At 70.9% G+C, this 25484-nt stretch carries 19 protein-coding genes; 10 read left to right on the forward strand and 9 right to left on the reverse strand.

Features of this window, described 5'->3' with window-relative positions:
• Positions 1 to 104 precede the first annotated feature (104 nt).
• From ACFVYX_RS02760 to ACFVYX_RS02770, 3 genes are read left to right on the forward strand one after another with little or no spacing between them, the layout of a single operon-like run.
• Positions 105 to 1460 carry an ABC transporter substrate-binding protein gene (locus ACFVYX_RS02760; protein WP_389679456.1) on the forward strand — a complete coding sequence of 452 codons (1356 nt, stop codon included), beginning with the start codon at positions 105 to 107 and terminating at the stop codon, positions 1458 to 1460.
• Between the two features lie 9 nt (positions 1461 to 1469).
• The gene (locus ACFVYX_RS02765; RefSeq protein ID WP_389679457.1) at positions 1470 to 2867 is read left to right on the forward strand and encodes a carbohydrate ABC transporter permease; all 1398 of its coding nucleotides are present in this window, start codon (positions 1470 to 1472) and stop codon (positions 2865 to 2867) included.
• Positions 2864 to 3739, forward strand: a complete 876-nt coding sequence (locus ACFVYX_RS02770) for a carbohydrate ABC transporter permease (RefSeq protein WP_389679458.1) — start codon at positions 2864 to 2866, stop codon at positions 3737 to 3739. The genes ACFVYX_RS02765 and ACFVYX_RS02770 overlap by 4 nt, the downstream gene beginning before the upstream one ends.
• A gap of 19 nt (positions 3740 to 3758) precedes the next feature.
• Here the strand turns inward: ACFVYX_RS02770 and ACFVYX_RS02775 are convergent, their stop codons facing one another.
• Complete coding sequence (locus tag ACFVYX_RS02775; protein ID WP_389679510.1) at positions 3759 to 4367, reverse strand: TetR/AcrR family transcriptional regulator; 609 nt, start codon at positions 4365 to 4367, stop codon at positions 3759 to 3761.
• Between the two features lie 141 nt (positions 4368 to 4508).
• On the opposite strand from ACFVYX_RS02775, the gene ACFVYX_RS02780 reads away from it, so the two are divergent.
• From ACFVYX_RS02780 to ACFVYX_RS02790, 3 genes are read left to right on the forward strand one after another with little or no spacing between them, the layout of a single operon-like run.
• Positions 4509 to 5492 (forward strand): ABC transporter permease, encoded by a 984-nt coding sequence (locus ACFVYX_RS02780; protein WP_389679459.1) that lies wholly within the window; start codon positions 4509 to 4511, stop codon positions 5490 to 5492.
• Entirely contained in the window at positions 5485 to 6204 is a 720-nt protein-coding gene (locus tag ACFVYX_RS02785; RefSeq protein ID WP_389679460.1) for an ABC transporter ATP-binding protein, read from the forward strand. Before ACFVYX_RS02780 ends, ACFVYX_RS02785 begins: the two co-directional genes overlap by 8 nt.
• Positions 6205 to 6242: 38 nt before the next feature.
• On the forward strand, positions 6243 to 7586 hold the full coding sequence (locus ACFVYX_RS02790) for a glycosyltransferase 87 family protein (protein ID WP_389679461.1): 1344 nt from the start codon (positions 6243 to 6245) through the stop codon (positions 7584 to 7586).
• Positions 7587 to 7657: 71 nt separating this feature from the next.
• Here the strand turns inward: ACFVYX_RS02790 and ACFVYX_RS02795 are convergent, their stop codons facing one another.
• Positions 7658 to 12628 carry an NAD-glutamate dehydrogenase gene (locus ACFVYX_RS02795; protein ID WP_389679462.1) on the reverse strand — a complete coding sequence of 1657 codons (4971 nt, stop codon included), beginning with the start codon at positions 12626 to 12628 and terminating at the stop codon, positions 7658 to 7660.
• A 432-nt stretch (positions 12629 to 13060) separates the two neighbouring features.
• On the opposite strand from ACFVYX_RS02795, the gene ACFVYX_RS02800 reads away from it, so the two are divergent.
• The gene (locus ACFVYX_RS02800; RefSeq protein WP_365777692.1) at positions 13061 to 13615 is read left to right on the forward strand and encodes a DJ-1/PfpI family protein; all 555 of its coding nucleotides are present in this window, start codon (positions 13061 to 13063) and stop codon (positions 13613 to 13615) included.
• A 37-nt stretch (positions 13616 to 13652) separates the two neighbouring features.
• Here the strand turns inward: ACFVYX_RS02800 and ACFVYX_RS02805 are convergent, their stop codons facing one another.
• On the reverse strand, positions 13653 to 14321 hold the full coding sequence (locus tag ACFVYX_RS02805; RefSeq protein ID WP_389679463.1) for an HAD family hydrolase: 669 nt from the start codon (positions 14319 to 14321) through the stop codon (positions 13653 to 13655).
• A gap of 58 nt (positions 14322 to 14379) precedes the next feature.
• The gene (locus ACFVYX_RS02810) at positions 14380 to 14886 is read right to left on the reverse strand and encodes a DUF6912 family protein (RefSeq protein WP_389679465.1); all 507 of its coding nucleotides are present in this window, start codon (positions 14884 to 14886) and stop codon (positions 14380 to 14382) included.
• A 273-nt stretch (positions 14887 to 15159) separates the two neighbouring features.
• Between ACFVYX_RS02810 and ACFVYX_RS02815 the strand changes: the two genes are divergently transcribed.
• A complete protein-coding gene (locus ACFVYX_RS02815; RefSeq protein WP_389679466.1) occupies positions 15160 to 15684 on the forward strand; it encodes an Rv3235 family protein in 525 nt (174 codons plus the stop codon).
• Between the two features lie 192 nt (positions 15685 to 15876).
• Here the strand turns inward: ACFVYX_RS02815 and secA are convergent, their stop codons facing one another.
• The gene (secA, locus tag ACFVYX_RS02820; protein ID WP_389679467.1) at positions 15877 to 18687 is read right to left on the reverse strand and encodes a preprotein translocase subunit SecA; all 2811 of its coding nucleotides are present in this window, start codon (positions 18685 to 18687) and stop codon (positions 15877 to 15879) included.
• A gap of 239 nt (positions 18688 to 18926) precedes the next feature.
• On the opposite strand from secA, the gene ACFVYX_RS02825 reads away from it, so the two are divergent.
• Both ACFVYX_RS02825 and ACFVYX_RS02830 read left to right on the forward strand, forming a co-directional pair.
• Positions 18927 to 19517, forward strand: a complete 591-nt coding sequence (locus ACFVYX_RS02825; RefSeq protein WP_389679468.1) for a GNAT family N-acetyltransferase — start codon at positions 18927 to 18929, stop codon at positions 19515 to 19517.
• A 30-nt stretch (positions 19518 to 19547) separates the two neighbouring features.
• Positions 19548 to 20717 (forward strand): winged helix-turn-helix domain-containing protein, encoded by a 1170-nt coding sequence (locus tag ACFVYX_RS02830; RefSeq protein ID WP_389679469.1) that lies wholly within the window; start codon positions 19548 to 19550, stop codon positions 20715 to 20717.
• Between the two features lie 94 nt (positions 20718 to 20811).
• Here ACFVYX_RS02830 and ACFVYX_RS02835 read toward each other — a convergent pair whose 3' ends face one another.
• The 4 genes from ACFVYX_RS02835 to ACFVYX_RS02850 all read right to left on the reverse strand — a co-directional run bounded on the left by ACFVYX_RS02835 (position 20812) and on the right by ACFVYX_RS02850 (position 25477).
• A complete protein-coding gene (locus tag ACFVYX_RS02835) occupies positions 20812 to 21564 on the reverse strand; it encodes a response regulator transcription factor (protein WP_030556504.1) in 753 nt (250 codons plus the stop codon).
• Positions 21565 to 21781: 217 nt separating this feature from the next.
• Positions 21782 to 22462, reverse strand: coding sequence for a ribosome hibernation-promoting factor, HPF/YfiA family (hpf, locus tag ACFVYX_RS02840; RefSeq protein ID WP_389679470.1), 681 nt, complete (start codon positions 22460 to 22462; stop codon positions 21782 to 21784).
• Between the two features lie 295 nt (positions 22463 to 22757).
• On the reverse strand, positions 22758 to 23567 hold the full coding sequence (locus ACFVYX_RS02845) for a ComF family protein (protein WP_389679471.1): 810 nt from the start codon (positions 23565 to 23567) through the stop codon (positions 22758 to 22760).
• Between the two features lie 101 nt (positions 23568 to 23668).
• The gene (locus tag ACFVYX_RS02850) at positions 23669 to 25477 is read right to left on the reverse strand and encodes an LpqB family beta-propeller domain-containing protein (RefSeq protein WP_389679472.1); all 1809 of its coding nucleotides are present in this window, start codon (positions 25475 to 25477) and stop codon (positions 23669 to 23671) included.
• Positions 25478 to 25484 lie beyond the last annotated feature (7 nt).

Genomic DNA, 25484 nt, shown 5'->3' on the forward strand with positions numbered 1-25484 from the left:
CACGATCGCCCGCTTGAGGTGGAAGGCGGTATTGCGGGGCCCCGCCACCCGGCGTAGACCTGTCGGCACGGGACAGCGACGCGCACGGGAGAGACGGGGCAGCGATGCGTACAACTCTTCGTCCACGCAAGGCCGCAGTGACCACGACGGCGTTCGCCGCACTCGCCGCACTCGCCCTCGCGGCGTGCGGCGGCGAGGCCGGGAAGGACCCCGGTCCGACGACCGGCGGCGATCTGCCCCTCAAGGGCGAGAAGATCGAGGTCGCGGCCGTCTGGACGGGACCGGAGCAGGAGAACTTCACCAAGGTCCTGAAGGAGTTCGAGAAGCGCACCGGCGCGACCGTCACCTTCGTGCCGGCCCAGGACCCGATCGTGAACTTCCTCGGTACCAAGATCGCGGGCGGCGCGCCGCCCGACGTGGCGATGCTCCCGCAGGTGGGCGCGATCCGGCAGGCCGCGGCGCAGAAGTGGCTGAAGCCGGTCGGCGCGGAGGCCGAGGCCCAGCTGGCGGCGAACTACTCGCGCGGCTGGCAGGAGCTCGGCGCGGTCGACGGCACCCAGTACGGGGTGTACTTCAAGGCCGCCAACAAGTCCCTGGTCTGGTACAACTCCGCCGTCTTCGAGAACGCGGGCGCCACCGAGCCGAAGACCTGGAAGGAGTTCCTCGGCACGGCCGAGACGATCTCGGCCTCCGGCGTCACCCCGGTCTCGGTGGGCGGCGCGGACGGCTGGACGCTCACCGACTGGTTCGAGAACATCTACCTCTCGCAGGCGGGCCCGGCCAAGTACGACGAGCTGGCGAAGCACACGATCAAGTGGACCGACCCGTCCGTCACGGCGGCCCTGACCACCCTGGGCGAACTGTTCGGCAAGCCGGCGCTGCTCGCCGGCGGCACGAGCGGCGCCCTGCAGACGGAGTACCCGGTCTCGGTCACCCAGACCTTCACGGGCGGTGACCAGCCGAAGGGGGCGATGGTCTTCGAGGGCGACTTCGCCGCCGTCAACATCGCGCAGACGAAGGCGAAGATCGGTACCGACGCGAAGGTCTTCCCGTTCCCCACCGTCGGCGAGGGCACCACCCCCGTGGTGACGGCCGGCGACGCGGCCGTGGCCCTCAAGGACACGAAGGGCGCCAAGGCGCTGCTCGCCTTCCTCGCCTCCCCGGACGCGGCGAAGATCTGGGCGGCCGAGGGAGGCTTCCTCTCCCCCAACAAGAACCTGGACCCGGCGACGTACCCGAACGACGTCCAGCGCGAGATCGCGAAGGCGCTCATCGGCGCCGGTGACGACTTCCGCTTCGACATGTCGGACCAGATGCCGCAGTCCTTCGGCGGGACGCCGGGCAAGGGCGAGTGGAAGGCGCTCCAGGACTTCCTGAAGAACCCGAAGGACATCGCGGGGACACAGGCCCGTCTTGAGGCGGACGCGGAGAAGGCGTACCGGGCCGCGGCGAAGAGCTGAGGCCCCGGCATGCCGAGGACCACGCGCAACGGCAACCACACGCCGAGCACCACGGGCGACCGCATCCCCCCACCCAGGGCCACGGGCGGCGACACCCGCACGCCGAAAACCACCCGCGGCAGAAACGGCAGAAGCAGGACGGTGGCGGCGGGATTCCTGCTCCCCGCCCTGCTCCTGCTCGGCGCGCTCGTCGTCTACCCGATCGGGTACTCGGTCCAGCGCTCGCTCTTCGACCGCTCGGGCGGCTCCTTCGTCGGCCTGGACAACTACCTCGCCCTCGTCACCGACGACTCGCTCCGCACGGCCGTCCGCAACAACCTGATCTGGCTTGTCCTCGCCCCCGCGGTGGCGACCGCGCTCGGCCTGGTCTTCGCCGTGCTCACCGAACGCGTCCGCTGGGGTACGGCGTTCAAGCTGGTCGTCTTCATGCCGATGGCGATCTCGATGCTCGCCGCCGGGATCATCTTCCGGCTCGTCTACGAGCAGGATCCGGACCGCGGGGTCGCCAACGCGGTCTGGGTCGGCGTCCACGACACCTTCGCCGAGTCGTCCGGGTTCCCCCGGGCCCGGCCGCTGCCCGTGCATCCGCTGAAGGCGGCCGGGGACGGCGCGTTCGTCACGAAGGACCCGGTGCGCGCCGGGGAGCCCGTACGGCTTCCGCTGATCGGGGTGGCCCCGGGGCAGATGCCGGAGGAGGCCCGCCCGGCCCGGGAGCCGGCTCCCGTGGCGGGGACCGTCGTCGGTACGGCCTGGCTGGACTTCACCCGGGGCGGCGGCGGGCGGCCGAACGCGGTCGACCCGGCCGAACGGGGCCTCGCGGGGCTGCGGATCGAGGCGGTACGGGACGGAGAGGTCGTCGCCAGGGCCACGGCAGCCGCCGACGGCACCTTCTCGCTGCCCGCCGACCGGGTGGACGGAGCCGTGCTGCGTCTGCCCGCGAGCAACTTCCGGGAGCAGTACAACGGCGTGGAGTGGCTGGGCCCGTCGTTCGTCACCCCGGCGGTCATCGGGGCGTACGTGTGGATGTGGGCCGGGTTCGCGATGGTGCTGATCGGCGCCGGGCTCGCCGCCGTGCCGCGGGAGCTGCTCGAAGCGGCGCGGGTGGACGGGGCGAACGAGTGGCAGGTGTTCCGCCGGATCACGGTGCCGCTGCTCGCGCCGGTCCTCGCGGTCGTCCTGGTGACTTTGATGATCAACGTACTCAAGGTCTTCGACCTGGTCTTCGTGATCGCGCCGGGCTCCGCCCAGGACGACGCGAACGTGCTGGCGCTCCAGCTGTACCGCTCGTCGTTCGGTACGGACGCCGATCTCGGGGTCGGCTCGGCCATCGCCGTCCTGCTGCTGCTCCTCGTGGTGCCGGTGATGATCTTCAACATCCGCCGCCTGCGCCGGGAGGCCCGCCGATGAGTCATTCCGCCGACGTCAGGCCCCGCTCCCTCGTCGCGCGGCTCGCCGCCCGGGCCGCCGGGGGCGCGGTGCGCGTGTTCCTCGTCCTCACCGGCCTGTTCTGGCTGCTGCCGACGGTGGGGCTGCTGTTCTCCTCGCTCCGCTCGCCGTCCGACATCGCGGCGGGCGGCTGGTGGCAGGTGTTCACGGCCCCGGCCCGGCTGACCACCGAGAACTACACGCATCTCCTGGCGAACGACACGATCACCGGCTCCCTCGTCTCCACCGTCCTGATCACGGTGCCGTCCACCCTGCTCGTGCTCGTCATCGGCTCGTTCGCCGGGTACGCGTTCGCGTGGCTGGAGTTCCCCGGCCGCGACTGGTGGTTCCTGGGTGTGGTGGCCCTGCTCGTGGTCCCGGTGCAGGTCGCCCTGGTACCGGTGTCGAAGCTCTTCGGCGCGGTGGGGCTCTTCGAGACGACCCTCGGGGTGGTGCTCTTCCACACAGCCTTCGGCCTGCCGTTCGCGATCTTCCTGCTGCGGAACTTCTTCGCGGAGATCCCGCGCGAGCTGCTCGAAGCGGCGCGTCTCGACGGGGCGGGGGAGATCCGCCTCTTCACCCGGGTGGTGCTGCCGCTCGGCGGCCCCGCGATCGCCTCGCTGGGGATCTTCCAGTTCCTGTGGGTGTGGAACGACATGCTGATCGCGCTGATCTTCGCGGACTCGCAGTCGCCGCCAATCACGGTGGCGCTCCAGCAGCAGGTACGGCAGTTCGGCAACAACGTGGATGTGCTGGCGCCGGGGGCGTTCGTGTCGATGGTGGTGCCGCTGGTGGTGTTCTTCGCGTTCCAGCGGCAGTTCGCGTCGGGGGTGATGGCGGGCGCGGTGAAGTAGTACGGCCGGGCCTCCCCGGTCAGGCCTTGAGCGCCGCCACCGCCGACCGCGCGAGATCGTCCACGTACCCCTCGGGCAGGGGCGTACGGACCACGACGAGCCGCCAGTACAGCGGTCCGACGACCAGGTCGAGGGCGCGGCCCGGGTCGGTGTCCTCGGAGAGTTCGCCGCGCGCGACGGCCTCGCGGACGATCCGTGTCATGACCCCCTGCTGCCCGTCGAGCAGGGTGGCGGTGACCGCCTCGGCGATCTCGGGGTGCCGGGCGGCCTCGACGAGCAGGTCGGGGATGACCTGCGAGGCGACCGGGTGGCGCAGGGCGCCCGAGGCCACTTCGAGGAGCGCGCGCACGTCCCCGTGCAGGGAGCCGGTGGCGGGGGCCGGCATGCCCTGGGCGGCGAAGGCGCCGACGAGGTCGAGGACGAGGGCGAGCTTGGACTTCCAGCGCCGGTAGACGGCGGTCTTGCCGACTCCCGCGCGGCGCGCGATGCCCTCGATGGACATGCGGGCGAAGCCGACGGCCGCGAGTTCCTCGAAGACGGCGGCGCGGATGGCCTCGGTCACGTCCTCGCGGAGTACGGCGGCTCCGGCGGGGGCGCGGCGGGGGGTCGGTGCGGTCATGAACGGCATCCTAGCCAACGGCGACACCCCGCCATCGTCACGACGATACGGTTGCGTTCCGACGTTGCGCGTCCTACTGTCCCCGTAGCGACGATACGGACACGTCCCGTCGCAGAGGATGCCCGCGCCCTCCGTCGAAAGCACCCGCCCATGACCACCGAGACCGCAGCCGAAGCCGCGCCCACGCCCACTCCCGCCGTAAAACCCGCCCCACCGCCACCAACCACCGCGGAGCCCACCCCACCCACGCCGGACGGCGCTCCCCCCGAGGACCTCCGCGCCCTCGCCCTGCGCCACGGCCTCACCGTGAGCGGCGCCCGCCCCTCGCTCCCCGCCTACGTCCGGCAGCTCTGGTCCCACCGCGCGTTCATCACCGCCTTCGCGACCGCCCGCCTCACCGCCCAGTACAGCCAGGCTCGCCTCGGCCAGGTCTGGCAGGTGATGACCCCGCTCCTCAACGCGGCCGTCTACTACGCGATCTTCGGCATCCTGATGAACGTCGAGCACGGCATCCCGGACTACGTCCCCTTCCTCCTCACCGGCGTCTTCGTGTGGACGTTCACCTCCGACACGCTCCTGGCCGGCACCCGGGCGATCAGCGGCAACCTGGGCCTGGTCCGCGCCCTCCACTTCCCGCGCGCCGCCCTGCCGGTCTCGCTCGCGCTCCAGCGGCTCCAGCAACTGCTCCTCTCGCTCACCGCACTCGTCGCGATCCTGTGCTGCTTCGGCGAGTTCCCCGCCTGGAGCTGGCTGCTCGCCGTGCCCGCCCTCCTCTGCCAGGCACTGTTCAGCACGGGCGTGGCGCTCGCCCTGGCCCGGATCGCGGCGCGGACCCCGGACATCTCGCAGCTGATGCCGTTCGTGCTCCGCACCTGGATGTACGCCTCGGGCGCCATGTGGTCCATCCAGAACCTGGCGAGCGACGGCCGCGTCCCGGAGGGCGTGGTGCTCGCCCTGCAATGCAACCCGGCGGCGGTCTACATCGACCTCATGCGCTTCGCCCTGATCGAGAGCTACACCGCGGCGGAGCTGCCACCGCACGTCTGGGCACTCGCCGCCGGCTGGGCCGCGCTCGCCTTCGCGGGCGGTTTCATCTGGTTCTGGAAGGCGGAGGAGACGTACGGCCGTGGTTGACGTTCCCAGCGACAGGACGAGGACCCCGACCGTCGTGGCCGACGACGTCCACATCACGTACACGGTCCACGGCGGCCGCGTCCACGCCGTGAAGGGGGTCAGCTTCGTCGCGTACCGGGGTGAGGCGATTGGCCTGATCGGTTCGAACGGATCGGGAAAATCCACCCTCCTGAAGGCCGTCGCGGGCCTCCTGCCCGTGGAACGGGGCCAGGTCTACACCCAGGGGCAGCCCTCGCTCCTCGGCGTCAACGCGGCCCTGATGGACGATCTGACCGGTGAGCGGAACGTGATCCTGGGCGGTCTCGCCATGGGAATGAGCCGCGCGGAGGTCCGCGAACGGTACGACGGCATCGTGGACTTCTCCGGCATCAACGAGAAGGACGACGCGATCTCCCGCCCGATGCGGACGTACTCCTCCGGCATGGGCGCCCGGCTGCGCTTCTCCATCGCCGCCGCGAAGAGCCATGACGTCCTGCTCATCGACGAGGCCCTCGCCACCGGCGACGCACGCTTCCGCCTGCGCAGCCGACGGCGAATCGACGAACTGCGGGCGGAGGCGGGGACGGTGTTCCTGGTCAGCCACGCACACTCCACCATCACGGAGACCTGCGGGCGCGCGCTGTGGCTGGAGGCCGGGACGCTGCGGATGGACGGCCCGGCGAAGGAGGTGGTGGCGGCGTACGAGGAGTTCACCGGAACAAGGCCCCGATAAGCGGGCAAACAGAGCAAAGCGGTCTACAGTACGGTGGGATGACGAACGATCACCCTGAGTCGCCGCCCCCTCCCGCGGGCGAGCCCCCCTCCGGCACCGGCACCCAGCCCCCTCCCCGCACCGGCACCGAGCCGCCCGCCCTGACCGGTTCCCCCTTCGACTCGGACACCTTCACCTCCGCCACCTTCGTCACGGTCGGCAGCGGCCCCCACCTCGCCCTCGCCGCGGTCTGGCTCCTCACCCGCATCGGCATGGTCCTGCTGCTCCTCCGCGACACCCTCGGCATCGGCGGGGTCGGCCGCGAGGTGGAGCTCTACCAGCACTGGTACGAGCAGTTCGCGCAGGGCGCCTTCCCCGTCGGCGACGTCACCTGGCAGTACCCGCCCGGCGCCGGGCTCGTGATCATGGCGCCCGGTCTCCTCCCCTGGCTGACCTACTTCCAGGCGTTCGTCGCCCTCAGCCTCCTCGCCGACGCCGTCATCGCCCTCGCGCTCACCCGCGCCGACAGCGCCCGCCTCACCCACGGCGCCTGGATCTGGGTGTGCGGCCTGCCGCTCCTCCTCCACCTGCCCCTCGCCCGGTACGACGTCCAGACCACCGCCCTCGCCGTACTCGCCCTGCTCGCCCTCGGCGCCCGCGCCACCGCCTTCCACCGGCTCGGCGGAGCGCTCGCAGGCATCGGCGCCATGGTCAAGGTCTGGCCGGCGCTCACCCTGATCGGCACCCCCCGGGGCCGTACCAGCCGCGAGGCCTGGACCTCCGCGGCCGTCGCCGCCCTCGCCCTCCTCGCCACCCTCGCGCTCTTCTTCTCCGGCCCCCTCGGCTTCCTGCGGCAGCAGGGCGACCGGGGCATCCAGATCGAGTCCCTCGGCGGCACGGCCCTCGCGCTCGCCGGGGCCACCGGCGCCTGGCCGGGAAGGGTCGAGTTCCGTTACGGCGCCTTCGAGTACGTCGGCCCGTACGTCTCCACCCTCAGCCACCTCGCCCTGCTGCTCACCGTCATCGCCTTCGGCTGGCTGCTCCTGTGGCGCGTCCGGGCCGACCGCTGGACCGCCGCCACCCCGCTCGACGCGGCCTTCACCGCCGTTCTCCTCTTCACCGCCACCAGCCGGGTGATCAGCCCCCAGTACATGATCTGGCTGCTCGGCCTCGCCGCCGTCTGTCTGACCTCCCGGCAGACGGTGATGCGCCCGGTGGCACTGCTGCTGCTCCCGGCGGCCGCGCTGAGCTCGCTCGCGTATCCCGTCCTCTACGACCAGGTCGTCGCCGGCACCACCCAGGGACTGACCGTCATGGTGCTCCGCAACGGCCTGCTGCTCGCGGCGGCCCTGCTCGCCGCCCGCCGTCTGTGGACCTCGGCGGTCACCGCCGGAACGGAATGACGGGACCGCCACCGCCCGGAACGTCGAAGGGCCCCGCCGGAGCACCGGCGGGGCCCTTCCTCACGTACTGCCTAGCTGTGCGTACGGAGCAGCGTGCGCATGGTCCGCATCGCCACCGACAGGTTCGCCAGGTCGAAGGTGTCCGACCCCTGGATCTCCTCCAGGGTCGTCCGCGCGCGGCCCAGGATCGCCGCGTTCTTCTCCTCCCAGGCCTTGAACCGCTGCTCCGGGCTCGACGTGCCGTTCCCCGCCGCCAGGACGTCCGCCGTCAGCGCCGAGTGCGCCGCGAACAGGTCCTCGCGGATCGAGGCCCGGGCCATCGACTGCCACCGGTCACTGCGCGGCAGCTCGATGATGCGGTCCATCAGGGCGGTGATCCGCAGCCGGTCGGCCAGGTCGTAGTAGACCTCTGCGACCGCGAGCGGGTCCTTGCCCGTCCGGTCGGCGATCGCGACGACGTCGAGGATCGGGAACGCGGACGAGAAGCCGGCGACCCGCAGCGCGAGCTCCTCCGGCACACCGAAGGCGGTCAGCTCGTCCAGGATCGACTGGTACCACTCCAGGTCCGCGCCGCGCAGCAGCGACGGAAGCTGCTCCCAGACCTCGTCGACGCGGTCGGCGAAGAAGTCGATGGTCTCGGTGAGCTGGAGCGGCTGCGGCCGGTTGTTGAGCAGCCAGCGGGTGCCGCGCTCGACGAGCCGGCGGGAGTGCAGCCGCATCCGGGTCTGGACCTCGGCCGGCACCCGGTTGTCGAGCGCCTCGACGGCGTCCCAGACCTGGCTGAGGCGGAAGACGACGCGGGCGGCGGTCTGCGCCCGGACGATCTCCTCGATCGACGCGCCGGTCTCCTCGCGGAGGCGGTGCAGGAAGGTCGAACCGCCGGTGTTGACCGTGTCGTTGACGAGGATCGTGGTGACGATCTCGCGGCGCAGCGCGTGGTTGTCGACGGCCTCGGGGAACCTCTCGCGCAGCAGCGTCGGGAAGTACGCGTGGAGCAGCCCGCGCAGGTACGGGTCGTCCGGCAGCCCCGTACCGATGAGCTCGTCGGCCACCGTGATCTTGGTGTACGCGAGGAGGACGGCGAGCTCCGGCTGGCTCAGCCCCTTGCCGTTGTTCAGCAGCTCGCGGATCTGACGGTCGTTGGGCAGGAACTCCAGCGACCGGTCGAGGGCTCCGTCGCGGCCCAGGCGGCGCATGTACCGCTGGTGGGCGTGGAGGAGCGAGGGCGACTGGGCGACGGCGTTGGCCAGGGCCGTGTTCTGCGCGTAGTTGTTGCGCAGGACGAGCGTGCCGACCTCGTCGGTCATCTCGGCGAGGATCTTGTTGCGCTGCTTGACGGTCATGTCGCCCTCGGCGACGAGCCCGTTGAGCAGGATCTTGATGTTGACCTCGTGGTCGGAGGTGTCGACACCGGCGCTGTTGTCGATGGCGTCGGTGTTGACCTTGCCGCCCTGGCCCTCGGGGCCGCCGACGCGGGCGAACTCGATACGGCCCAGCTGGGTCGCGCCGAGGTTGCCGCCCTCGCCGATGACCTTGGCGCGCACGTCCTGACCGTCGACGCGGATGGCGTCGTTCGCCTTGTCGCCGACGTCGGCGTTCGACTCGACCGAGGACTTGACGTAGGTGCCGATGCCGCCGTTCCACAGCAGGTCGACGGGGGCGTGGAGCACCGCCTTCATCAGCTCGGCCGGAGTCATCTTGGTGACCCCGTCCTCGATGCCGAGGGCGGCCCTGACCTGTGCGTTGACCGGGATCGACTTGGCGCTGCGCGGGTGGATGCCACCGCCCGCGGAGAGCAGCGCCGGGTCGTAGTCGGCCCAGGACGAGCGGGGCAGCTCGAAGAGCCGGCGGCGCTCGGCGTACGAGACGGCCGCGTCCGGGTTCGGGTCGATGAAGATGTGCCGGTGGTCGAAGGCGGCCACCAGTCGGATGTGCTCGGAGAGCAGCATGCCGTTGCCGAAGACGTCGCCGGACATGTCGCCGACGCCGACGACGGTGAAGTCCTCGGTCTGGGTGTCGTGACCCAGCTCGCGGAAGTGGCGCTTGACGGACTCCCAGGCGCCGCGGGCGGTGATGCCCATGCCCTTGTGGTCGTAGCCGGCGGAGCCGCCGGAGGCGAAGGCGTCACCCAGCCAGAAGCCGTACGACTCGGCGACGCCGTTGGCGATGTCGGAGAAGGTCGCTGTGCCCTTGTCGGCGGCGACCACGAGGTACGTGTCGTCCTCGTCGTGGCGGACCACGTCGACCGGCGGCACGACCTCGCCCGCGACCAGATTGTCGGTGATGTCGAGCAGCGCCGAGATGAAGGTCTTGTACGAGGCGATGCCCTCGGCCAGCCAGGCGTCACGGTCGACGGACGGGTCCGGGAGCTGCTTGGCGACGAAGCCGCCCTTGGCGCCGACCGGCACGATGACGGTGTTCTTGACCATCTGCGCCTTGACCAGGCCGAGGATCTCCGTACGGAAGTCCTCACGGCGGTCGGACCAGCGCAGGCCGCCTCGGGCGACCTTGCCGAAGCGCAGGTGGACGCCCTCGACGCGCGGGGAGTACACCCAGATCTCGAAGGCGGGGCGGGGCGCGGGGAGGTCGGGGATGGCCTGCGGGTCGAACTTCATCGACACGTAGGAGTGGCGCCCCCCGTCCGCCGTCTTCTGGAAGAAGTTGGTCCGCAGCGTGGCCTTGATGACGGTGAGGAAGGACCGCAGGATCCGGTCCTCGTCCAGGCTCGCGACCTGGTCGAGGGCGCCCTCCAGCTCCTCCAGGATGCCGTCGGTCAGCTCCGTGCCCGCGCGCTGGCGCTCCGGGGACATCCGGGCCTCGAAGAGGGAGACGAGCAGCCGGGTGGTGTGGACGTTGTTGCGGAGGGTGTCCTCCATGTAGTCCTGGCTGAACATCGCACCGGCCTGGCGCAGGTACTTGGCGTACGCGCGCAGCACCATCGCCTCTCGCCAGGTGAGCCCGGCGGAGAGGACGAGCGAGTTGAAGTTGTCGTTCTCCGCCTCGCCGTTCCAGGTGGCGGCGAAGGCCTCCTGGAAGCGTTCCCGTGCGTCGTCGCCGAAGGAGTCGGCGCCGTTGCCGGTGGAGGCGGGCAGCCGCAGACCGAAGTCGTAGATCCAGGCGTGCGGACGGTCGGCGCAGCGCAGTTCGTACGGGCGCTCGTCGGTGACCTCGACGCCGAGCCGGTTGAGGACCGGCAGGACGGCGGAGAGGGAGATCGGGTCGCCCGTCTTGTAGATCTTGAAGCGGCGCTCGCCGGGGCCCGCGATGACCGGCTCGTAGAGGGAGAGCGCGAAGTCCTTGCCGCTGGTGCGGGCGAGGGCCTCCATGTGGGCCAGGTCGGCGACGGCCGCGCGCGGCGAGTGGTCGGCCTTGTAGCCCTCGGGGAAGGCATTGCCGTAGCGGCGGAGCAGCTCGGCGGCGCGCTCCTCGCCGAACTCGGCGTTCAGCGCCTCGGCGAAGCCGTCGGCCCAGGAGCGGGCGGCGTCGACGAGCCGGGCCTCGATGCGGTCGACGTCGGAGTCGGTGAGCTTGGCCAGCTCGGTGCCGGGCTTGACGCGGACGACGAAGTGCAGCCGGGACAGGATCGACTCGGTGTTCCAGGCGGTGAAGTCGACGCTGGTGCCGCCGAGCTCCTCCTTCAGGATCTCGATGATCCGCAGCCGGACGCGGGTCGTATAGCGGTCGCGCGGCAGGTAGACGAGGGCCGAGTAGTAGCGGCCGTACTCGTCCTGGCGCAGGTAGAGCCGGAGCCGGCGGCGCTCCTGGAGGTACAGGACGCTGGTGACGATGGCCTGGAGCTGGTCGACCGGGGTCTGGAACAGCTCGTCGCGCGGGTACGTCTCCAGGATCTGGAGCAGGTCGCGGCCGTCGTGGCTGTTCGGCGAGAAGCCGGCGCCCTCCAGGACCTCCTGGACCTTGCGCTTGACGACCGGGACGCGGCGGACGGACTCGGTGTACGCGGCCGAGGAGAACAGGCCGAGGAAGCGGCGCTCACCGACGACGTTGCCGTCGGCGTCGAACTTCTTCACACCGACGTAGTCGAGGTACGAGGGACGGTGCACGGTCGAGCGGCTGTTGGCCTTCGTCAGGATCAGCAGCTTGTGCTCGCGCGCCTTGGCACGGGCGTCGGCGGGCAGCCGGCTGAAGGACGGCGAGACGGGGTGGGCGTGGTGGCCCTCGTCGTCGCCCGAGTGCCGCGGGTCGGAGCGCAGGATGCCGAGGCCCGTACCGGGGACGGCGGACAGCGCGTCCCCGTTGACCAGCTCGTACTCGCGGTAGCCGAGGAAGGTGAAGTGGTCGTCGGCGAGCCAGCGCAGCAGCTCGCGGGCCTCCTCCACCTCGGTCGGACGCAGGTCGGAGGCGGTGGGCTCGCCCGGGAGGCCGTCGGCGATCCGCAGAGCGGCCTCGCGCATCTTCTCCCAGTCCTCGACCGTCTCGCGGACGTCGGACAGGACGCGCAGCAGATCGGCGGTGATCTGCTTGAGGTCGGCACGGTCGGTCTCACGGTCGATCTCGACGTGGATCCACGACTCGGTGAGCGCGTCGTGCGGCAGCTCGCCCTGGATCTGCGCCGAGAGGACCTCGATGAGCCTGCCCGCGACATCCCGGCGCACGAGGACCTGCGGGTGGATCACGACGTGGATGCCGCGGCCCTGACGTGACAGCTCGTTGGTGACCGAGTCCACGAGGAACGGCATGTCGTCGGTGACCACCTCGACGACGGAGTGGCTGCTTGTCCAGCCGTTCTCCTCGACCGTCGGAGTGTGGACGCGGACGCTCGCGGTGCCCTGAGGACGGTTCTCCGCGAGCCGGTAGTGAGAGAGCGCGGCGCCGAACACGTCGACCGGGTCCCGGTCGCCGAGGTCCTCCGGCGCGGTGTGCAGGTAGTAGCGCTGGAGGTACTCGAGCACGGTGTCCCGGTCCGGGCGCCCCCCGGCACCCTCCGGGCCCGTCGGAAGTCGCCCCCCGACCGGGCTGTGCTCAGCTACCCGAGCAGCCCTTTCGAGCAGCTCGGCCTTGGCTTCGTCCAGCTTGGTCTGCATGTCCTCTGACTCCTGGTCGCGCGCCGTTGCGTGACGTCGGTGGAAGGAAGGACACAACGTCTCGACGCGGTGATTCCGGTCGAAGACGACGTTATGCCCGAATGAGAGATGCCCGGGTCGATATCGGCCACGGAGTGCGGCACGCCCGGGCGGGAAGGATCGGCGAACGCACGGTCGGCCCGGCCGCTGTCGCGGGCCGGGCGGTAGCCGGGGGCTGCGTTGCCCCCTCGCCGTATAGCGCTGATCACGGGAAAAGCCTATCGCTCCCCACCCCCGGGCCGTCATGGTCCGTATGTGTACAAAAGAGGGGGTGGAAGTTTGACGTTATGGACAGCGACACATGTCCTCTTGGCAAAGTGCCCCGCCACGGGCAGCGTGTACCGGAGCATGGGCGCAGCACAGCAGACCGAACCTCTGTGATCTGGGAGAGCCATGGCGAAGATCCTGATCGTGACCGGTGACGCGGCGGAGTCGCTGGAGGTGTTGTACCCCTACCAGCGGCTGCTCGAAGAGGGATACGAGGTCGACATCGCGGCTCCGGCCCGCAAGCAGCTCCGGTTCGTCGTCCATGACTTCGAGCCCGGCTTCGACACGTACACCGAGAAGCCCGGCTACACCTGGCCCGCCGACCTGGCCTTCTCGGAGGTCGACCCGGGCGCGTACGTGGCGGTGGTGATCCCGGGCGGCCGGGCGCCGGAGTACCTGCGCAACGACCCGGAACTCCGCAAGGTGCTCAAGGCGTTCTTCGATGCCGACAAGCCGGTGGCCCAGATCTGCCACGGCCCGCTCCTGACGGCGGCGGTCGGCGGTCTGGAGGGCCGCCGGGTCACGGCGTACCCGGCGCTCGAACTCGACATGCAGGCGGCCGGTGCGACCTTCCAGGACAGCGCGGCGGTCGTCGACGGCCTCCTGGTCTCCTCCCGGGCCTGGCCGGACCACCCCACCTGGATGCGCGAATTCCTGAAGGTCCTCCGCGCGAAGGCCTGACGCGCTCCCACCGGGCCGCACCCGCCCCCGGAGGGCCCTACACCAGCGCCTCGGCGACCGCCACCGCCTCGTCCAGCGAGTCCACCACCGGCACTCCCACCCGCGACAACGACGCCCGGCTGTGCGACCCCCCGGTGTACAGCACGGCCTTCGCCCCCACATGCGCCGCCGCCACCGCGTCATCGGCGGCGTCACCGATGACGACCACGCGCTCGGCGGGTACGGCGAGCGCCGCCAGGTGCCGCACCATGTGCCCGGACTTCCCGTCCGTCGAGGTGTCGACGCGCCCGTCCATCCGCAGGAACCGCTCGGCGATCCCGTGCCGCCGGACCAGCGGTATGAGGTCCCTGTGGGGCGCGAGGGACAGCAGCGACTGTGTGAGCCCGGACGCCTGCCGGGCCGCGAGCAGCTCGGCGGCACCGGCGGTCAGCCCGCAGGTCGCGGCCCGCTCCCCGTAGTGCCGCTGGAAGGCGCCGTCCATGACGATCCACTCGGCGTCGGTGGGCAGGCGCCCCATGAGCCGCTCGTAGAACTTGGGCACCGGCACCGTGTACAGCTCGCGGTACCGCTCCAGCGTGATCGGTTCGAGCCCGAGCTCGGCGAACGCGGCGTTGGTCGCCGCGATCACCGCACTCGTGTCGTCGAGCAGTGTGCCGTTCCAGTCCCAGACCAGGTGCTTGCCCCGCAAGCCGTCGTGCTTCCCCATGGACAGACCGTACCCGGCGGCTCCGACAGTGAAGACCCGGCGGTGGGTCCGGGGCGGGTCAGCCCAGCAGTCCGGGAATCTCCTGCACCCCGAACCACAGCAGTTCGTGGTCCTCGGCGCCGTCCACCACGAACTGCGCGTCGTCGTCACCCTGGTCCGCCGCCCCCAGCGCGCCCGCGGCGGCCGTCACGTCCGGCTCCGCGTCGTCCGCGTCCGCGTGCACCGCGGCCGCCTTGGCGAGCGGCACGGGCCCGGCGATCCGGACCTCGCCGACGGAACCGGCGTCGAGTCCCCGGTCGGGGTCCGTGGCCGCGTCCTTGTCCGCCACGTCGACGGCGACGACGATCCGGCGACGGGGGGCGCCGGGGTCGCCGGCGAGGAGGCGCAGGGAGGCGGACGCGGCCCGGTTGAGCGCCGCGTACTCCAGTTCCTCGATGTCGTCGGAGACGTACCACTCGCGCAGGGCGGGGGTGACGGCGTAGGCCGTCAGCGGGCCGGGGCCCAGCTCGCCCGCCTTGTGCGCCTGTGCGAGACCGGGGAGGGTCAGGGGGACGTACACGCGCATGGCTGCCGCTTTCGTAGACGGAGAGGCCCTCAGGATACGTGCGGAGTCCCCCTTCGGGGTTCCCGGCCTGCACCGGCCGGCGTCCACCGCGGGAGGCGCTTCTCCCGACCCCGGAGAGCCGATTTTCCAGCGCGTCACCCGGATAGGTGATTCCACTTTCGGGCACCCTCCCGGCCCTCGGCTCCTTGCGGGAGCTCCCGGCACACCCGTACAAGATCCCCAACGGAAGTTACTGACCGGTACGAGCCGGTTACGCAACGACAGGGGACCGCGATGACCACCGCCCTCACGACCGCCACGCAGACGCCGCAGCCGCGCCCCTCGACGGCGGCCACCACCCGCCCGGGCTCCCCGCGCACCCCGCGCCCCCGCACCGCCCCCGGCGGCCCCGCGGGCACCCGCCCCCGCGGCCCCGCCGGCGTCCGCCCCGGAACCGCCACCCCGCCCCGCGCGCTCCCGCCGCACACCGTCTTCGCCGAGCGCCTCCTCGCCGTGCTCAGCGGGGAGCGGCCGGTCCACTGGATGCTCGGACACACCGTCGGCGAGGCGTACGAGCAGCTCGTCCGGATCGCCCCGGAGACGCCCCTGCGGTCACTCGGCCCCCGCCCGGTCCTGCGCCGCTGCTCGGTCCAGGTGGACACCGACCGGACGGCCGTGGAGGCCTTCGCGACGATCGCCACCGGCCCCCGCGTACGGGCGATGGCGTTCCGTCTGGAGCGCGGCGACGACCAGCGCTGGCGCTGCGCGGCGGTCGAACTCGACGGCCTCGGCGCGACAGCCACGACCCGCCCCGCATGACAGAGACACCGACCACCCGAACCACGCGGCCGCCCCGCATGACACAGGCACCGACCACCCGACCACGCGGCCGCCCCGCATGACAAAGGGGGCCGGCCACCCGAACCAGGCGCCGGCCCAAGACGAAGGGGCCGGCCACCCGACGGGCGACCGACCCCCACGACGACGCGTCACCGCCTCAGCGGCACGACGTCACTTCTTACGGCGACGACCGCCGCCCGCGTTCTTCTGCGCCTTGCGACGCTCCGCACGCGTCATCCCGTCACCGGAGTCCGCGTCGTCGGAGGCGAAGTCGCCCTCGATGACACCGCCGTCGCCGTCCACGGTCGGCGCGGAGAAGTGCAGCCGGTCCGGCCGCTGCGGGGCGTCGAGCCCCTTGGCGCGGATCTCCGGACGTCCGGTGGCGACGGGAACGGCGTCCTCCTTGGTGAGCGAGGGAGCGCTCGCCTGCACCGGGACCTCCTCGACCTGCTGCTCGACCTGGACCTCCAGGTTGAACAGGTAGCCGACGGACTCCTCCTTGATGCCCTCCATCATGGCGGTGAACATGTCGAAGCCCTCGCGCTGGTACTCGACCAGCGGGTCCTTCTGCGCCATGGCGCGGAGGCCGATGCCCTCCTGGAGGTAGTCCATCTCGTAGAGGTGCTCGCGCCACTTGCGGTCCAGGACGGACAGGACCACACGCCGCTCCAGCTCACGCATGATGTCCGAGCCGAGCTGCTTCTCCCGCGAGTCGTACTGCTCGTGGATGTCGCCCTTGATCGACTCGGCGATGAACTCGGCGGTGATGCCCGCACGGTCGCCGGCCGCGTCCTCCAGCTCCTCCACGGTGACCTTCACCGGGTAGAGCTGCTTGAACGCGTTCCACAGACGGTCGAGGTCCCACTCCTCCGCGAAGCCCTCGGCGGTCTCCTGGCGGATGTAGTCATCGATCGTGTCGTCCATGAAGTGCTGGATCTGCTCGTGCAGGTCCTCGCCCTCCAGGACACGGCGGCGCTCGCCGTAGATGACCTCACGCTGCCGGTTGAGGACCTCGTCGTACTTCAGGACGTTCTTACGCGTCTCGAAGTTCTGGGTCTCGACCTGCGACTGGGCGGAGGCGATGGCACGGGTGACCATCTTGTTCTCGATCGGCACGTCGTCCGGCACGTTGGCCATGGCCATCACGCGCTCGACCATCTGCGCCTTGAACAGGCGCATCAGGTCGTCGCCGAGCGAGAGGTAGAAGCGGGACTCGCCGGGGTCGCCCTGACGGCCGGAACGACCGCGCAGCTGGTTGTCGATACGGCGGGACTCGTGGCGCTCGGTGCCCAGCACGTAGAGACCACCGAGCTCCTTGACCTCCTCGAACTCCGCCTTCACGGCCTTCTCGGCGCGCTCAAGGGCGGCGGGGAGGGCCGCGGCCCACTCCTCGACGTGCTCGATCGGGTCGAGACCGGCCTGCCGCAGCTCGGCCTCGGCGAGGTCGTCAGGGTTGCCGCCGAGCTTGATGTCCGTACCGCGACCGGCCATGTTCGTGGCGACGGTGACGGCGCCGCGGCGGCCGGCCTGGGCGACGATGCTGGCCTCACGCTCGTGGTGCTTGGCGTTGAGGACCTCGTGCTGGACACCGCGCTTGGAGAGCTGCTGCGAGAGGTACTCGGACTTCTCGACGGAGGTCGTGCCGACGAGGATCGGCTGACCCTTCTCGTGCTTCTCCGCGATGTCGTCGACGACGGCGGCGAACTTGGCGACCTCGGTCCGGTAGATCAGGTCCGACTGGTCCTTGCGGATCATGGGCCGGTTCGTGGGGATCGGGACGACGCCCAGCTTGTAGATCTGGTGGAACTCGGCGGCCTCGGTCATGGCCGTACCGGTCATGCCGGACAGCTTGTCGTAGAGGCGGAAGAAGTTCTGGAGGGTGATCGTGGCGAGGGTCTGGTTCTCGTCCTTGATCGCCACCCCTTCCTTCGCCTCGATCGCCTGGTGCATGCCCTCGTTGTAGCGGCGGCCGGCGAGGATACGGCCGGTGTGCTCGTCGACGATCATGACTTCGCCGTCCATGACGACGTAGTCCTTGTCCTTCTTGAACAGTTCCTTCGCCTTGATGGCGTTGTTCAGGTAGCCGACCAGCGGGGTGTTCACCGACTCGTAGAGGTTGTCGATGCCCAGCCAGTCCTCGACCTTGGCGACACCGGCCTCGTGGATGGCGACGGTCCGCTTCTTCTCGTCGACCTCGTAGTCGCCGGTCTCCTCGATGCCCTTGAGCTGGTTGCCGGGCTCGCCCTTGGAGAGGCGGGTGACGAGCTTGGCGAAGTCGCCGTACCACTTCGTCGCCTGGTCGGCCGGGCCGGAGATGATCAGCGGCGTACGGGCCTCGTCGACGAGGATCGAGTCGACCTCGTCGACACAGGCGAAGTTGTGGCCGCGCTGGACGAGCTCGTCCTTGGACCACGCCATGTTGTCGCGCAGGTAGTCGAAGCCGAACTCGTTGTTCGTGCCGTACGTGATGTCGCAGTTGTACTGCTCACGGCGCTGGGCCGGCGTCATGTTGGCGAGGATGCAGCCGATGGACAGACCGAGGAAGCGGTGCACACGGCCCATGAGCTCGGAGTCACGCTCGGCCAGGTAGTCGTTCACCGTGATCAGGTGGACGCCCTTGCCGGACAGCGCGTTGAGGTACGCGGGGAGGGTGCCGACGAGGGTCTTGCCCTCACCGGTCTTCATCTCGGCGACATAGCCGAGGTGCAGCGCGGCGCCGCCCATGATCTGGACGTCGTAGTGGCGCTGGCCGAGGACGCGCTTGGCGGCCTCGCGAACCGTCGCGAAGGCCTCGGGCATCAGGTCGTCGAGGCTCTCGCCGTCGGCGTACCGCTGCTTGTACTCCTCGGTGAGCGCCCGCAGGTCGGCGTCGGAGAGGTTGACGAAGTCCTCTTCGATGGAGTTGACCTGGTCCGCGATGCGGTGCAGTTTGCGCAGGATCTTGCCTTCGCCTGCACGCATGAGCTTGTTGAAGACGGACACTGAGGCTGGTCTCCTTGCCGGTCGGGCCTGGCACTGGGTCTTGTGATGGACGCGAGCGCGGGCACGGCAGGTGGTCCCCACCGCAACGGCCATCGTAAGCGAGACCGCCCGCGCGAAGGGAGGCCCGCAGTGCCGGAGCCGTACGTCCGCCCGGAAAGAGAACGCACGAGGTGGGCGGAAGGTGCCGCCCCACCCGAAAAGTGTTCGCTTCCGGTGCGCGCGGTCACCACAATCCCGGCATGGATCCCATCACCCTCACCACCGACCGACTGCGCCTGAGGAACTTCGTCCCCGAGGACGCCGACGCGGTGTACGCCATCTGTCAGGACCCGGACATCCGGCGCTGGACCGTCGTCCCCGACCCCTACACGCGCCAGGACGCCGAGTTCTTCCTGAACCGGCTCGTGCCCGACGGCTGGCGCGAGGACACCGACTACTCCTTCGCCGTCGAACCGCTGGCCGGCGGCCCGCTGCTCGCCGCCGTGTCCCTGACCAGTCGTGGCATGGGCGTCTGGGAGGTCGGCTACTGGCTGGTCAAGGAACACCGGGGCAGCGGCTACATGACGGAGACCGTCCGTGCCCTCGCCCACTGGGCCTTCACCGCCCTCGGCTGCACCCGTCTGCTCTGGCGGGCCGAGGTGGGCAACGTCGGCTCGCGCGCGGTGGCCGAGCGCGTCGGCTTCGTGATGGAGGGCGCCCAGCGCGCCGGCCTCACCAACAAGGGCACCCTGCGGGACTCCTGGGTCGGCGCCCTGCTCCCCTCCGACTTCGGCCTCCCGAGCCCCCTGCCGTACCTCCCCACCCCCGAGCGCCCGGCCGAGACGGTCTGACTGTCAGTGCCGGGGCCTAGGGTGCGGATCATGACGACTGTGCCGCGCCCCGCCGCCGAACTGTCCGCCGACGAAGCCCGCCGGATCGCGCTGCGCGCCCAGGGCTTCCTGGGCGCGCCGGACCGGAGGGCCGGAGTGCGCGGGGTGCTCCGGTCGCTCGGTCAGGTCCAGCTCGACACGATCTCCGTGCTGGCCCGCTCGCACGAACTCATTCCGTACGCGCGCCTGGGCGCCGTGGGGCGCCCGGCGGTGGAGGACGCGTACTGGACGGGGGCGCACGCCTTCGAGTACTGGTCGCACGCGGCCTGCGTCCTGCCCATCGAGGAGTGGCCGCACTTCGCCTTCCGCCGCCGCGCCTACCGCGGCCGCCCGCAGTGGCACCACGAGCTGTCGGCGGGGGCGTACGACAAGGTCATCGACCAGCTGCGGGACGAGGGGCCGCGGACGGCGACCGAGCTGGGCGGCGCCAAGAACAAGGGCGAGTGGTGGGACTGGTCCGACGCCAAGATCGCCGTCGAGCGGGCGCTGATGTACGGCGAGGTGGTCGTGGTCGAGCGGCGCGGCTGGAAGCGGGTGTACGACCTGGCCGAGCGGGCTGTCCCGCAGGCCCTGCTCCACGACGACCTGGACGACACGGAGTGCGTGCGGCGCCTGGTACGACAGGCCGGGGAGGCGCTCGGCGTGGGCACGCGCGCGGACATCGCCGACTATCACCGGATCAAGGGCGAGCAGTTCGACGCCGTGGTGGAGGCGGCCGGACTCGTGCCGGTCACGGTGGCGGGCTGGGGGAAGCCCGCCTGGGCGGACCCGGCGGCGCTGGCCACGGAGCCGCGCGGCCGGCACCGTACGACGCTGCTCTCGCCGTTCGACTCGCTGATCTGGGAGCGCCCCCGCACGGAGCGGATCTTCGGCTTCACGCACCGCCTGGAGGCGTACGTACCGAAGCAGAAGCGGGTGCACGGCTACTTCGCGATGCCGGTTCTCGCCGGGGGCCGTCTGGTCGGCCGGGTGGACCCCGCGCGCGAGGGCAGGACGCTCGTCGCCCGGCAGGTGACGCTCGACGGCCCGAAGGCCGTGCCGGCGGTGGCGGCGGCGCTGCGCGAGGCGGCCGAGTGGGTCGGCTGCGACGCGGTGTCGGTGGTGCCGGAGCGGGTGAGCCACCCCGAGCTCACACCGGAGCTGGTACGGGCCCTGGCCTGACCCCGCGCCCGACCTCCGGCAGACAGACCGACGTCCTACCGACCCACGGCCAACAGCCAACGGGCAACGGGGTCGGCGTCTACCAGGTCGGCGTCTACCGGATCTCGAGGATCTTCTCCCGCATCGCGTAGACCACGGCCTCCATCCGGGAGTGCAACTGAAGCTTCTCCAGGATGTTCCGCACGTGGTTCTTCACGGTGTTCTCGGAGATGAACAGCTCCTTCGCGATGTCCCGGTTGTTCATCCCCGTCGCGACGAGCTTGAGGACCTCCAGCTCACGGTCGGTCAGCCGGGGCGCGGGCACGAGCCTGCGCTCGTCGGTGCGCTGGATCATCGACTTGAACTCGGTGAGGAGCTTCGACGCCATCGAGGGGCTGATCTGCGACTGCCCGTCCGCGACGGCGCGGATGGCCGTCGCGACCTCGTCGGTGGAGATCTCCTTGAGGAGGTAGCCGGTGGCCCCCGCCTTGATCGCGTCGTAGAGGTCGGCCTCCTCGTCGCTGATCGTCAGCATGATGATCTTCGCGCTGGGGGCCACCTCCTTGATGGAGGTGCACGCCTCGATACCGCCGCGCCGGGGCATCCGCACGTCCATCAGGACGATGTCGGGCAGCAGATCGGCGGCCTTGTCGACGGCCTCCGCCCCGTCACCGGCCTCGCCGACGACCTGGATGTCCTCCTCCTGCGCGAGGACGATCTCCAGTCCGCGGCGGAAGAGGGCGTGGTCGTCCACGACAAGGACGCGGATGGGCTCCTTGCGAAATGCGCCGCTGTCCGAATCCGATCCCTCCGGGACCGCACTACCGTGCTCGCGCCCGCTGAGCACCGGCCCGAAGCTGTCCGCCATCGTTCCTCCCCCTGAAGGCCGTGGCCTGAATTCGTTTCCGGTCCTCCAACCGGTACTCGGAGAGCACCGGTTGGCGTGCACGCCATGATTTCATGCCCGGGCGGCGACGGCGTGTCCCATGGACGCGCGGGGGTGCCCCCGGCGGCGCGGAAAGCGCTCCAGGGGCACCGCGAGGGGCACGGGTTGGGGGTTGTGGGTCAGGGGTGCGCGCCGGCCTTCAGCCGCCGAGCGCACCACCGGCGCCGCCCGCCTCGGCGAGCGGGTCGCCCTCCAGGTGGATGACCCCGTAGTCGTACGCGTGCCGCCGGTAGACGACGCTCGGCTGCTTCGTGTCGGAGTCGACGAAGAGATAGAAGTCGTGCCCGACCAGCTCCATCTCGTAGAGCGCCTGGTCGAGTGTCATGGGTGCGGCCCGGTGGGTCTTCTCGCGGACCACCAGCGGGCCCTCGCCCTGGACTTCGATCGAGCCCATCATCGTGGTGGGCACCTTCTCGGACTCGTCGGCGACCAGCTGGCCGTCTCCGTTGAACTGGGCGACGCCGGGCACCACGTCCCCGACTTCGGCCGCCGAAAGCCTGCCGTTTCCACGGCGGGTGTACCGCTTGTCGTGCTGCTTGCGCAGTCGCGCCTCGAGCTTGTCGCTGGCGAGGTCGAGCGCTGCGTACGGGTCGCCTGCCGCAGCTTCCGCCCGGATCACCGGGCCTCGGGAGTGGAGGGTGATCTCGACGCGGTCGGACCTGTCGGCCTGCCGCGGGTTGTGTTCCTTGGACACCTCGACGTCGAGGCTGATCACCTTGCCGTCGAGCTTCTGGATCTTCTCCAGCTTCAGCTTCTCGGCCACGTGCTTGCGGAACCGCTCGGGCACCTCGGTCTTGCGGCCCTTGACGACGATGTCCACGCAGAACTCCGTTCCCGGATCGCCCTGGTCGGCTCCTTGGCCGCCGGGCATCTCCCTTTGCACCAGACTCCGGTGGATTACCGGAGCTCGGACTTGGCGACTTTCACCTCCTCCTCCCCAGCCGACAAGATCCCCACCCCATCGACAAGAGGTTAATTCGCCCTGAACTCCTGTCCTGTAGGCGCAACCAGTATTCGGTGAGGGCGATGGTTTTCACCATTCCTCACAACCGAACATAGCCCCTTCGGACGGGTGTCGGCACCCGCTGCCGCGACATACCTCCGTTCGGGTGCTTTCACCTCTCACCACCTGCAACGATCCAAGTTTCCGACGAGTTCCGGTTTATTTCGAACGAGACGGGAGAGGATGCGATCACAGCCGCCGCCCGCTGTTCGAATCCGCGCTGCGCCGAACCGCCCGGTAAACCGTGCGCCATTCCAGGAATGAACGGACGGTGTACGACTCCGAGGGCGCGCGCCGCCTCCGCCAGTGAGGCCCCCGTGGTCATCAGGTCGTCCACGAGCACCACCCTTCCCGCCGCGAGCAGCCGCCCGCCACCCGGCACGACCTCCAGGGCCCCGGAGAGGTTCGCGAGCCGCCCGCGCGCCCCGAGCCCCGCCTGGTCCGCCACGTACCGCCGCTGCCGCAGCACGGGAACGACCCGCGCCTGACGTCCCGCCGACCGCAGCCGGGCCGCCGCGGCCAGCGCGATCCGCCGCGTCGGATCATGGCCACGCGCCCGCACGGAGCGCCGGGATGACGGCACCGGCACCAGGAGCAGCGGGCCCTCCGAACGGCCCTCGGCGCCCCCGGCGGCGGCCTCCACGGCAAGGGCAAGGGCCCCGCCCAGGGGCCGGGCCAGGGTGAGCGCGCCCCGCTCCTTGTGGGCGAGGAGCAGCTCCCGTACGGCGTCCGCGTATGCCGCGACCGCGTGGACCACGGGCAGCCCGGCGGGCTCGGGCGAAGGCCGCACCCTGCGCGGTCCCGCCCCCGCCCCGGTCAGCGCGGTCGCGCACGCCGGGCACAGCTCGACGCGCGGTCTGCCGCAGCCTCCGCAGGCGACCGGCAGCACCAGCCCGGCGATCTCGCGCCACCACCCCCGCATGGCTCCACTGTGCGCCTCTCCGAGCCGAGGGGCCACCCCTGTGGAAAACCCCCGAGTACGTCAGGTCCGGCGGCCGGCGGCGGGCCGGGGCGCCACTACCGCTACCCCGGGTAGACGGGCGCGGTGCCGCTCTTGACCAACGGCTGCCAGTTCGTGCCGGGGGCCAGCCGGACGATGCCGTCGTCACCGGAGTCCGCGACCACCGGCACGGAGTCGGCGTGCGGGGCGGCCACCGACGTCACCCCGTTGAGGCCGGGGAGCACCGAGGTCGCCGAGGTCGAGCCGTCCGTCTGGAGGTACCGGACCTGCTGGACGCCGCCCGTCTCCCTGCCCACGACGACAAGCCGGCTCGGCCCGGCCCAGGAGACGGCCGTGACGGACTCCATCCGGGGCGCGGCGGGCCGGAAGTCGAGCAGGGAGACGACCGGCTTCCCGCCCGTCGTCTGCCGCTGGACACGGCCGATCTGCAGGGTGGTGCGCTCGCCCCGGGTGACCACGAGGGCGATCCGGACCCCGTCGGCGGAGACCCTCAGCGACTCGATCCTGGCGTCGTCCCCGAGCCACGGCGTCCGCACCTTGACGGGGTCACCGGTGCCGTCGGGCACCATCCACAGCTGGGGCGCGGCGGGATCACGGTCGGCGACCCACAGGTCGCCCCGGCCGTCCCAGCTCGGCGCGGACAGCCGGTCGTCGGGCTTGACGGCCTTGCTGCTCAGGACCGCCGGCGACAGATCCTCCTCGGTGGTGATGGAGGAGACGTAGAGATCCCGGCCGCTCTGCCCGACCGCCGCGGCACGGGTCTCACCCCGGTCGACGGCGACCGAACGGAGCGGTGTCGTGCCCGTGCCGAACGGGCCGGGCACCTCGGCGGGCGCGTTCGCCTCCCTGCCTCCGACGACCAGCATCATCAGCTTGTGCTGCTCGTCGACGAAGTACGGGTTCTCGTCCCGGTCCGTGTTCCGGACCGGGGCGAACTCGGCCGCCTGCCCCTTGCCGAGGCGGCACAGCGCCTGCGAACGCGACCCCTGAAGCTCCACCTGCTCGACGCGGACGGACGTCAGGTCGCCCAGCGTGAACAGCAGCTGCGCCGCCATCCGCCGGCACGCCTCGCCGCCCACCAGATCCGCCTTGGCGTTGAGCGGCACCTTGAGCGTCGACTGGTCGTCCGTCGTCAGCGTGGTGACGCCCTTCCTCAGCTCCGTACCGGAGGGGAAGCGGGAGTCGACGGCCGGCTTGAGCCAGTTCGTGGGGCCTTCCAGGAGCGCCTTGACCGTCTGCGTCACCGGGTCCATCCGGGTGACGGGGTCCTGCCGCTGACGGATGTAGACGGGGTCGGCGACGACCCAGTCCTCCCCGGACGCGAAGTAGTACTTGTTGACCGACCGGTAGTTGCGCAGGAAATCGGCCTCGCCGAGGACCAGACCCGGCGGCAGCCCGTCGATCCGCCACTCCTTGCCCTTGCCGTTGGCGGTCGGCTGCTGCACGACATGGATCGACTGCAGATACGGGGCGGGGCTGACCGGCTGGTACGCGTGCCGGGCGTCCACGGTCGCGATCTTGCGACCGGAGAGCGGGTAGGTGCGGACGTGGTTCTCGGGGTCGGCGTTGCGGTCGGAGGGATCGCGGTCCGGCGCCGTGGTGAGCACGGTGATGCTCTGCTCCGGCTTCCAGCTCTGCGCGGCCCGCTTCGTCAGGTACTTGCGGGCCGTGGCGAAGCCCGGGTCGTCACTGGTCATGGCTTCGAGGAAACCGTCGACGATCTCGTCCGGGTCCGCGCTCTCCCGGGGCGCGACGGCGTAGACCCGCACCTGCGAGTCGCCCTGGTTGGCCCCCTTGACCTCCTGCACGTCGCCGCTGTCCGGCATCGTCGCGCAACCGGTCACCAGCAGCCCGCCGCACGCGGCGATCACCAACGCA

Source organism: Streptomyces sp. NPDC058326 (assembly GCF_042879855.1).
Taxonomy (GTDB): domain Bacteria; phylum Actinomycetota; class Actinomycetes; order Streptomycetales; family Streptomycetaceae; genus Streptomyces.

Excerpts from the sequence above, each read along its gene's own strand:
- ACFVYX_RS02775 (WP_389679510.1), bottom strand. The coding sequence starts at position 4,367 with ATGCCGTTCATGACCGCACCGACCCCCCGCCGCGCCCCCGCCGGAGCC.
- ACFVYX_RS02825 (WP_389679468.1), top strand. The coding sequence starts at position 18,927 with ATGGATCCCATCACCCTCACCACCGACCGACTGCGCCTGAGGAACTTC.
- ACFVYX_RS02770 (WP_389679458.1), top strand. The coding sequence starts at position 2,864 with ATGAGTCATTCCGCCGACGTCAGGCCCCGCTCCCTCGTCGCGCGGCTC.
- ACFVYX_RS02815 (WP_389679466.1), top strand. The coding sequence starts at position 15,160 with ATGACCACCGCCCTCACGACCGCCACGCAGACGCCGCAGCCGCGCCCC.
- ACFVYX_RS02765 (WP_389679457.1), top strand. The coding sequence starts at position 1,470 with ATGCCGAGGACCACGCGCAACGGCAACCACACGCCGAGCACCACGGGC.
- ACFVYX_RS02800 (WP_365777692.1), top strand. The coding sequence starts at position 13,061 with ATGGCGAAGATCCTGATCGTGACCGGTGACGCGGCGGAGTCGCTGGAG.
- ACFVYX_RS02780 (WP_389679459.1), top strand. The coding sequence starts at position 4,509 with ATGACCACCGAGACCGCAGCCGAAGCCGCGCCCACGCCCACTCCCGCC.
- ACFVYX_RS02790 (WP_389679461.1), top strand. The coding sequence starts at position 6,243 with ATGACGAACGATCACCCTGAGTCGCCGCCCCCTCCCGCGGGCGAGCCC.
- ACFVYX_RS02805 (WP_389679463.1), bottom strand. The coding sequence starts at position 14,321 with ATGGGGAAGCACGACGGCTTGCGGGGCAAGCACCTGGTCTGGGACTGG.
- ACFVYX_RS02760 (WP_389679456.1), top strand. The coding sequence starts at position 105 with ATGCGTACAACTCTTCGTCCACGCAAGGCCGCAGTGACCACGACGGCG.
- ACFVYX_RS02830 (WP_389679469.1), top strand. The coding sequence starts at position 19,548 with ATGACGACTGTGCCGCGCCCCGCCGCCGAACTGTCCGCCGACGAAGCC.
- ACFVYX_RS02845 (WP_389679471.1), bottom strand. The coding sequence starts at position 23,567 with ATGCGGGGGTGGTGGCGCGAGATCGCCGGGCTGGTGCTGCCGGTCGCC.
- ACFVYX_RS02835 (WP_030556504.1), bottom strand. The coding sequence starts at position 21,564 with ATGGCGGACAGCTTCGGGCCGGTGCTCAGCGGGCGCGAGCACGGTAGT.
- ACFVYX_RS02810 (WP_389679465.1), bottom strand. The coding sequence starts at position 14,886 with ATGCGCGTGTACGTCCCCCTGACCCTCCCCGGTCTCGCACAGGCGCAC.
- ACFVYX_RS02795 (WP_389679462.1), bottom strand. The coding sequence starts at position 12,628 with ATGCAGACCAAGCTGGACGAAGCCAAGGCCGAGCTGCTCGAAAGGGCT.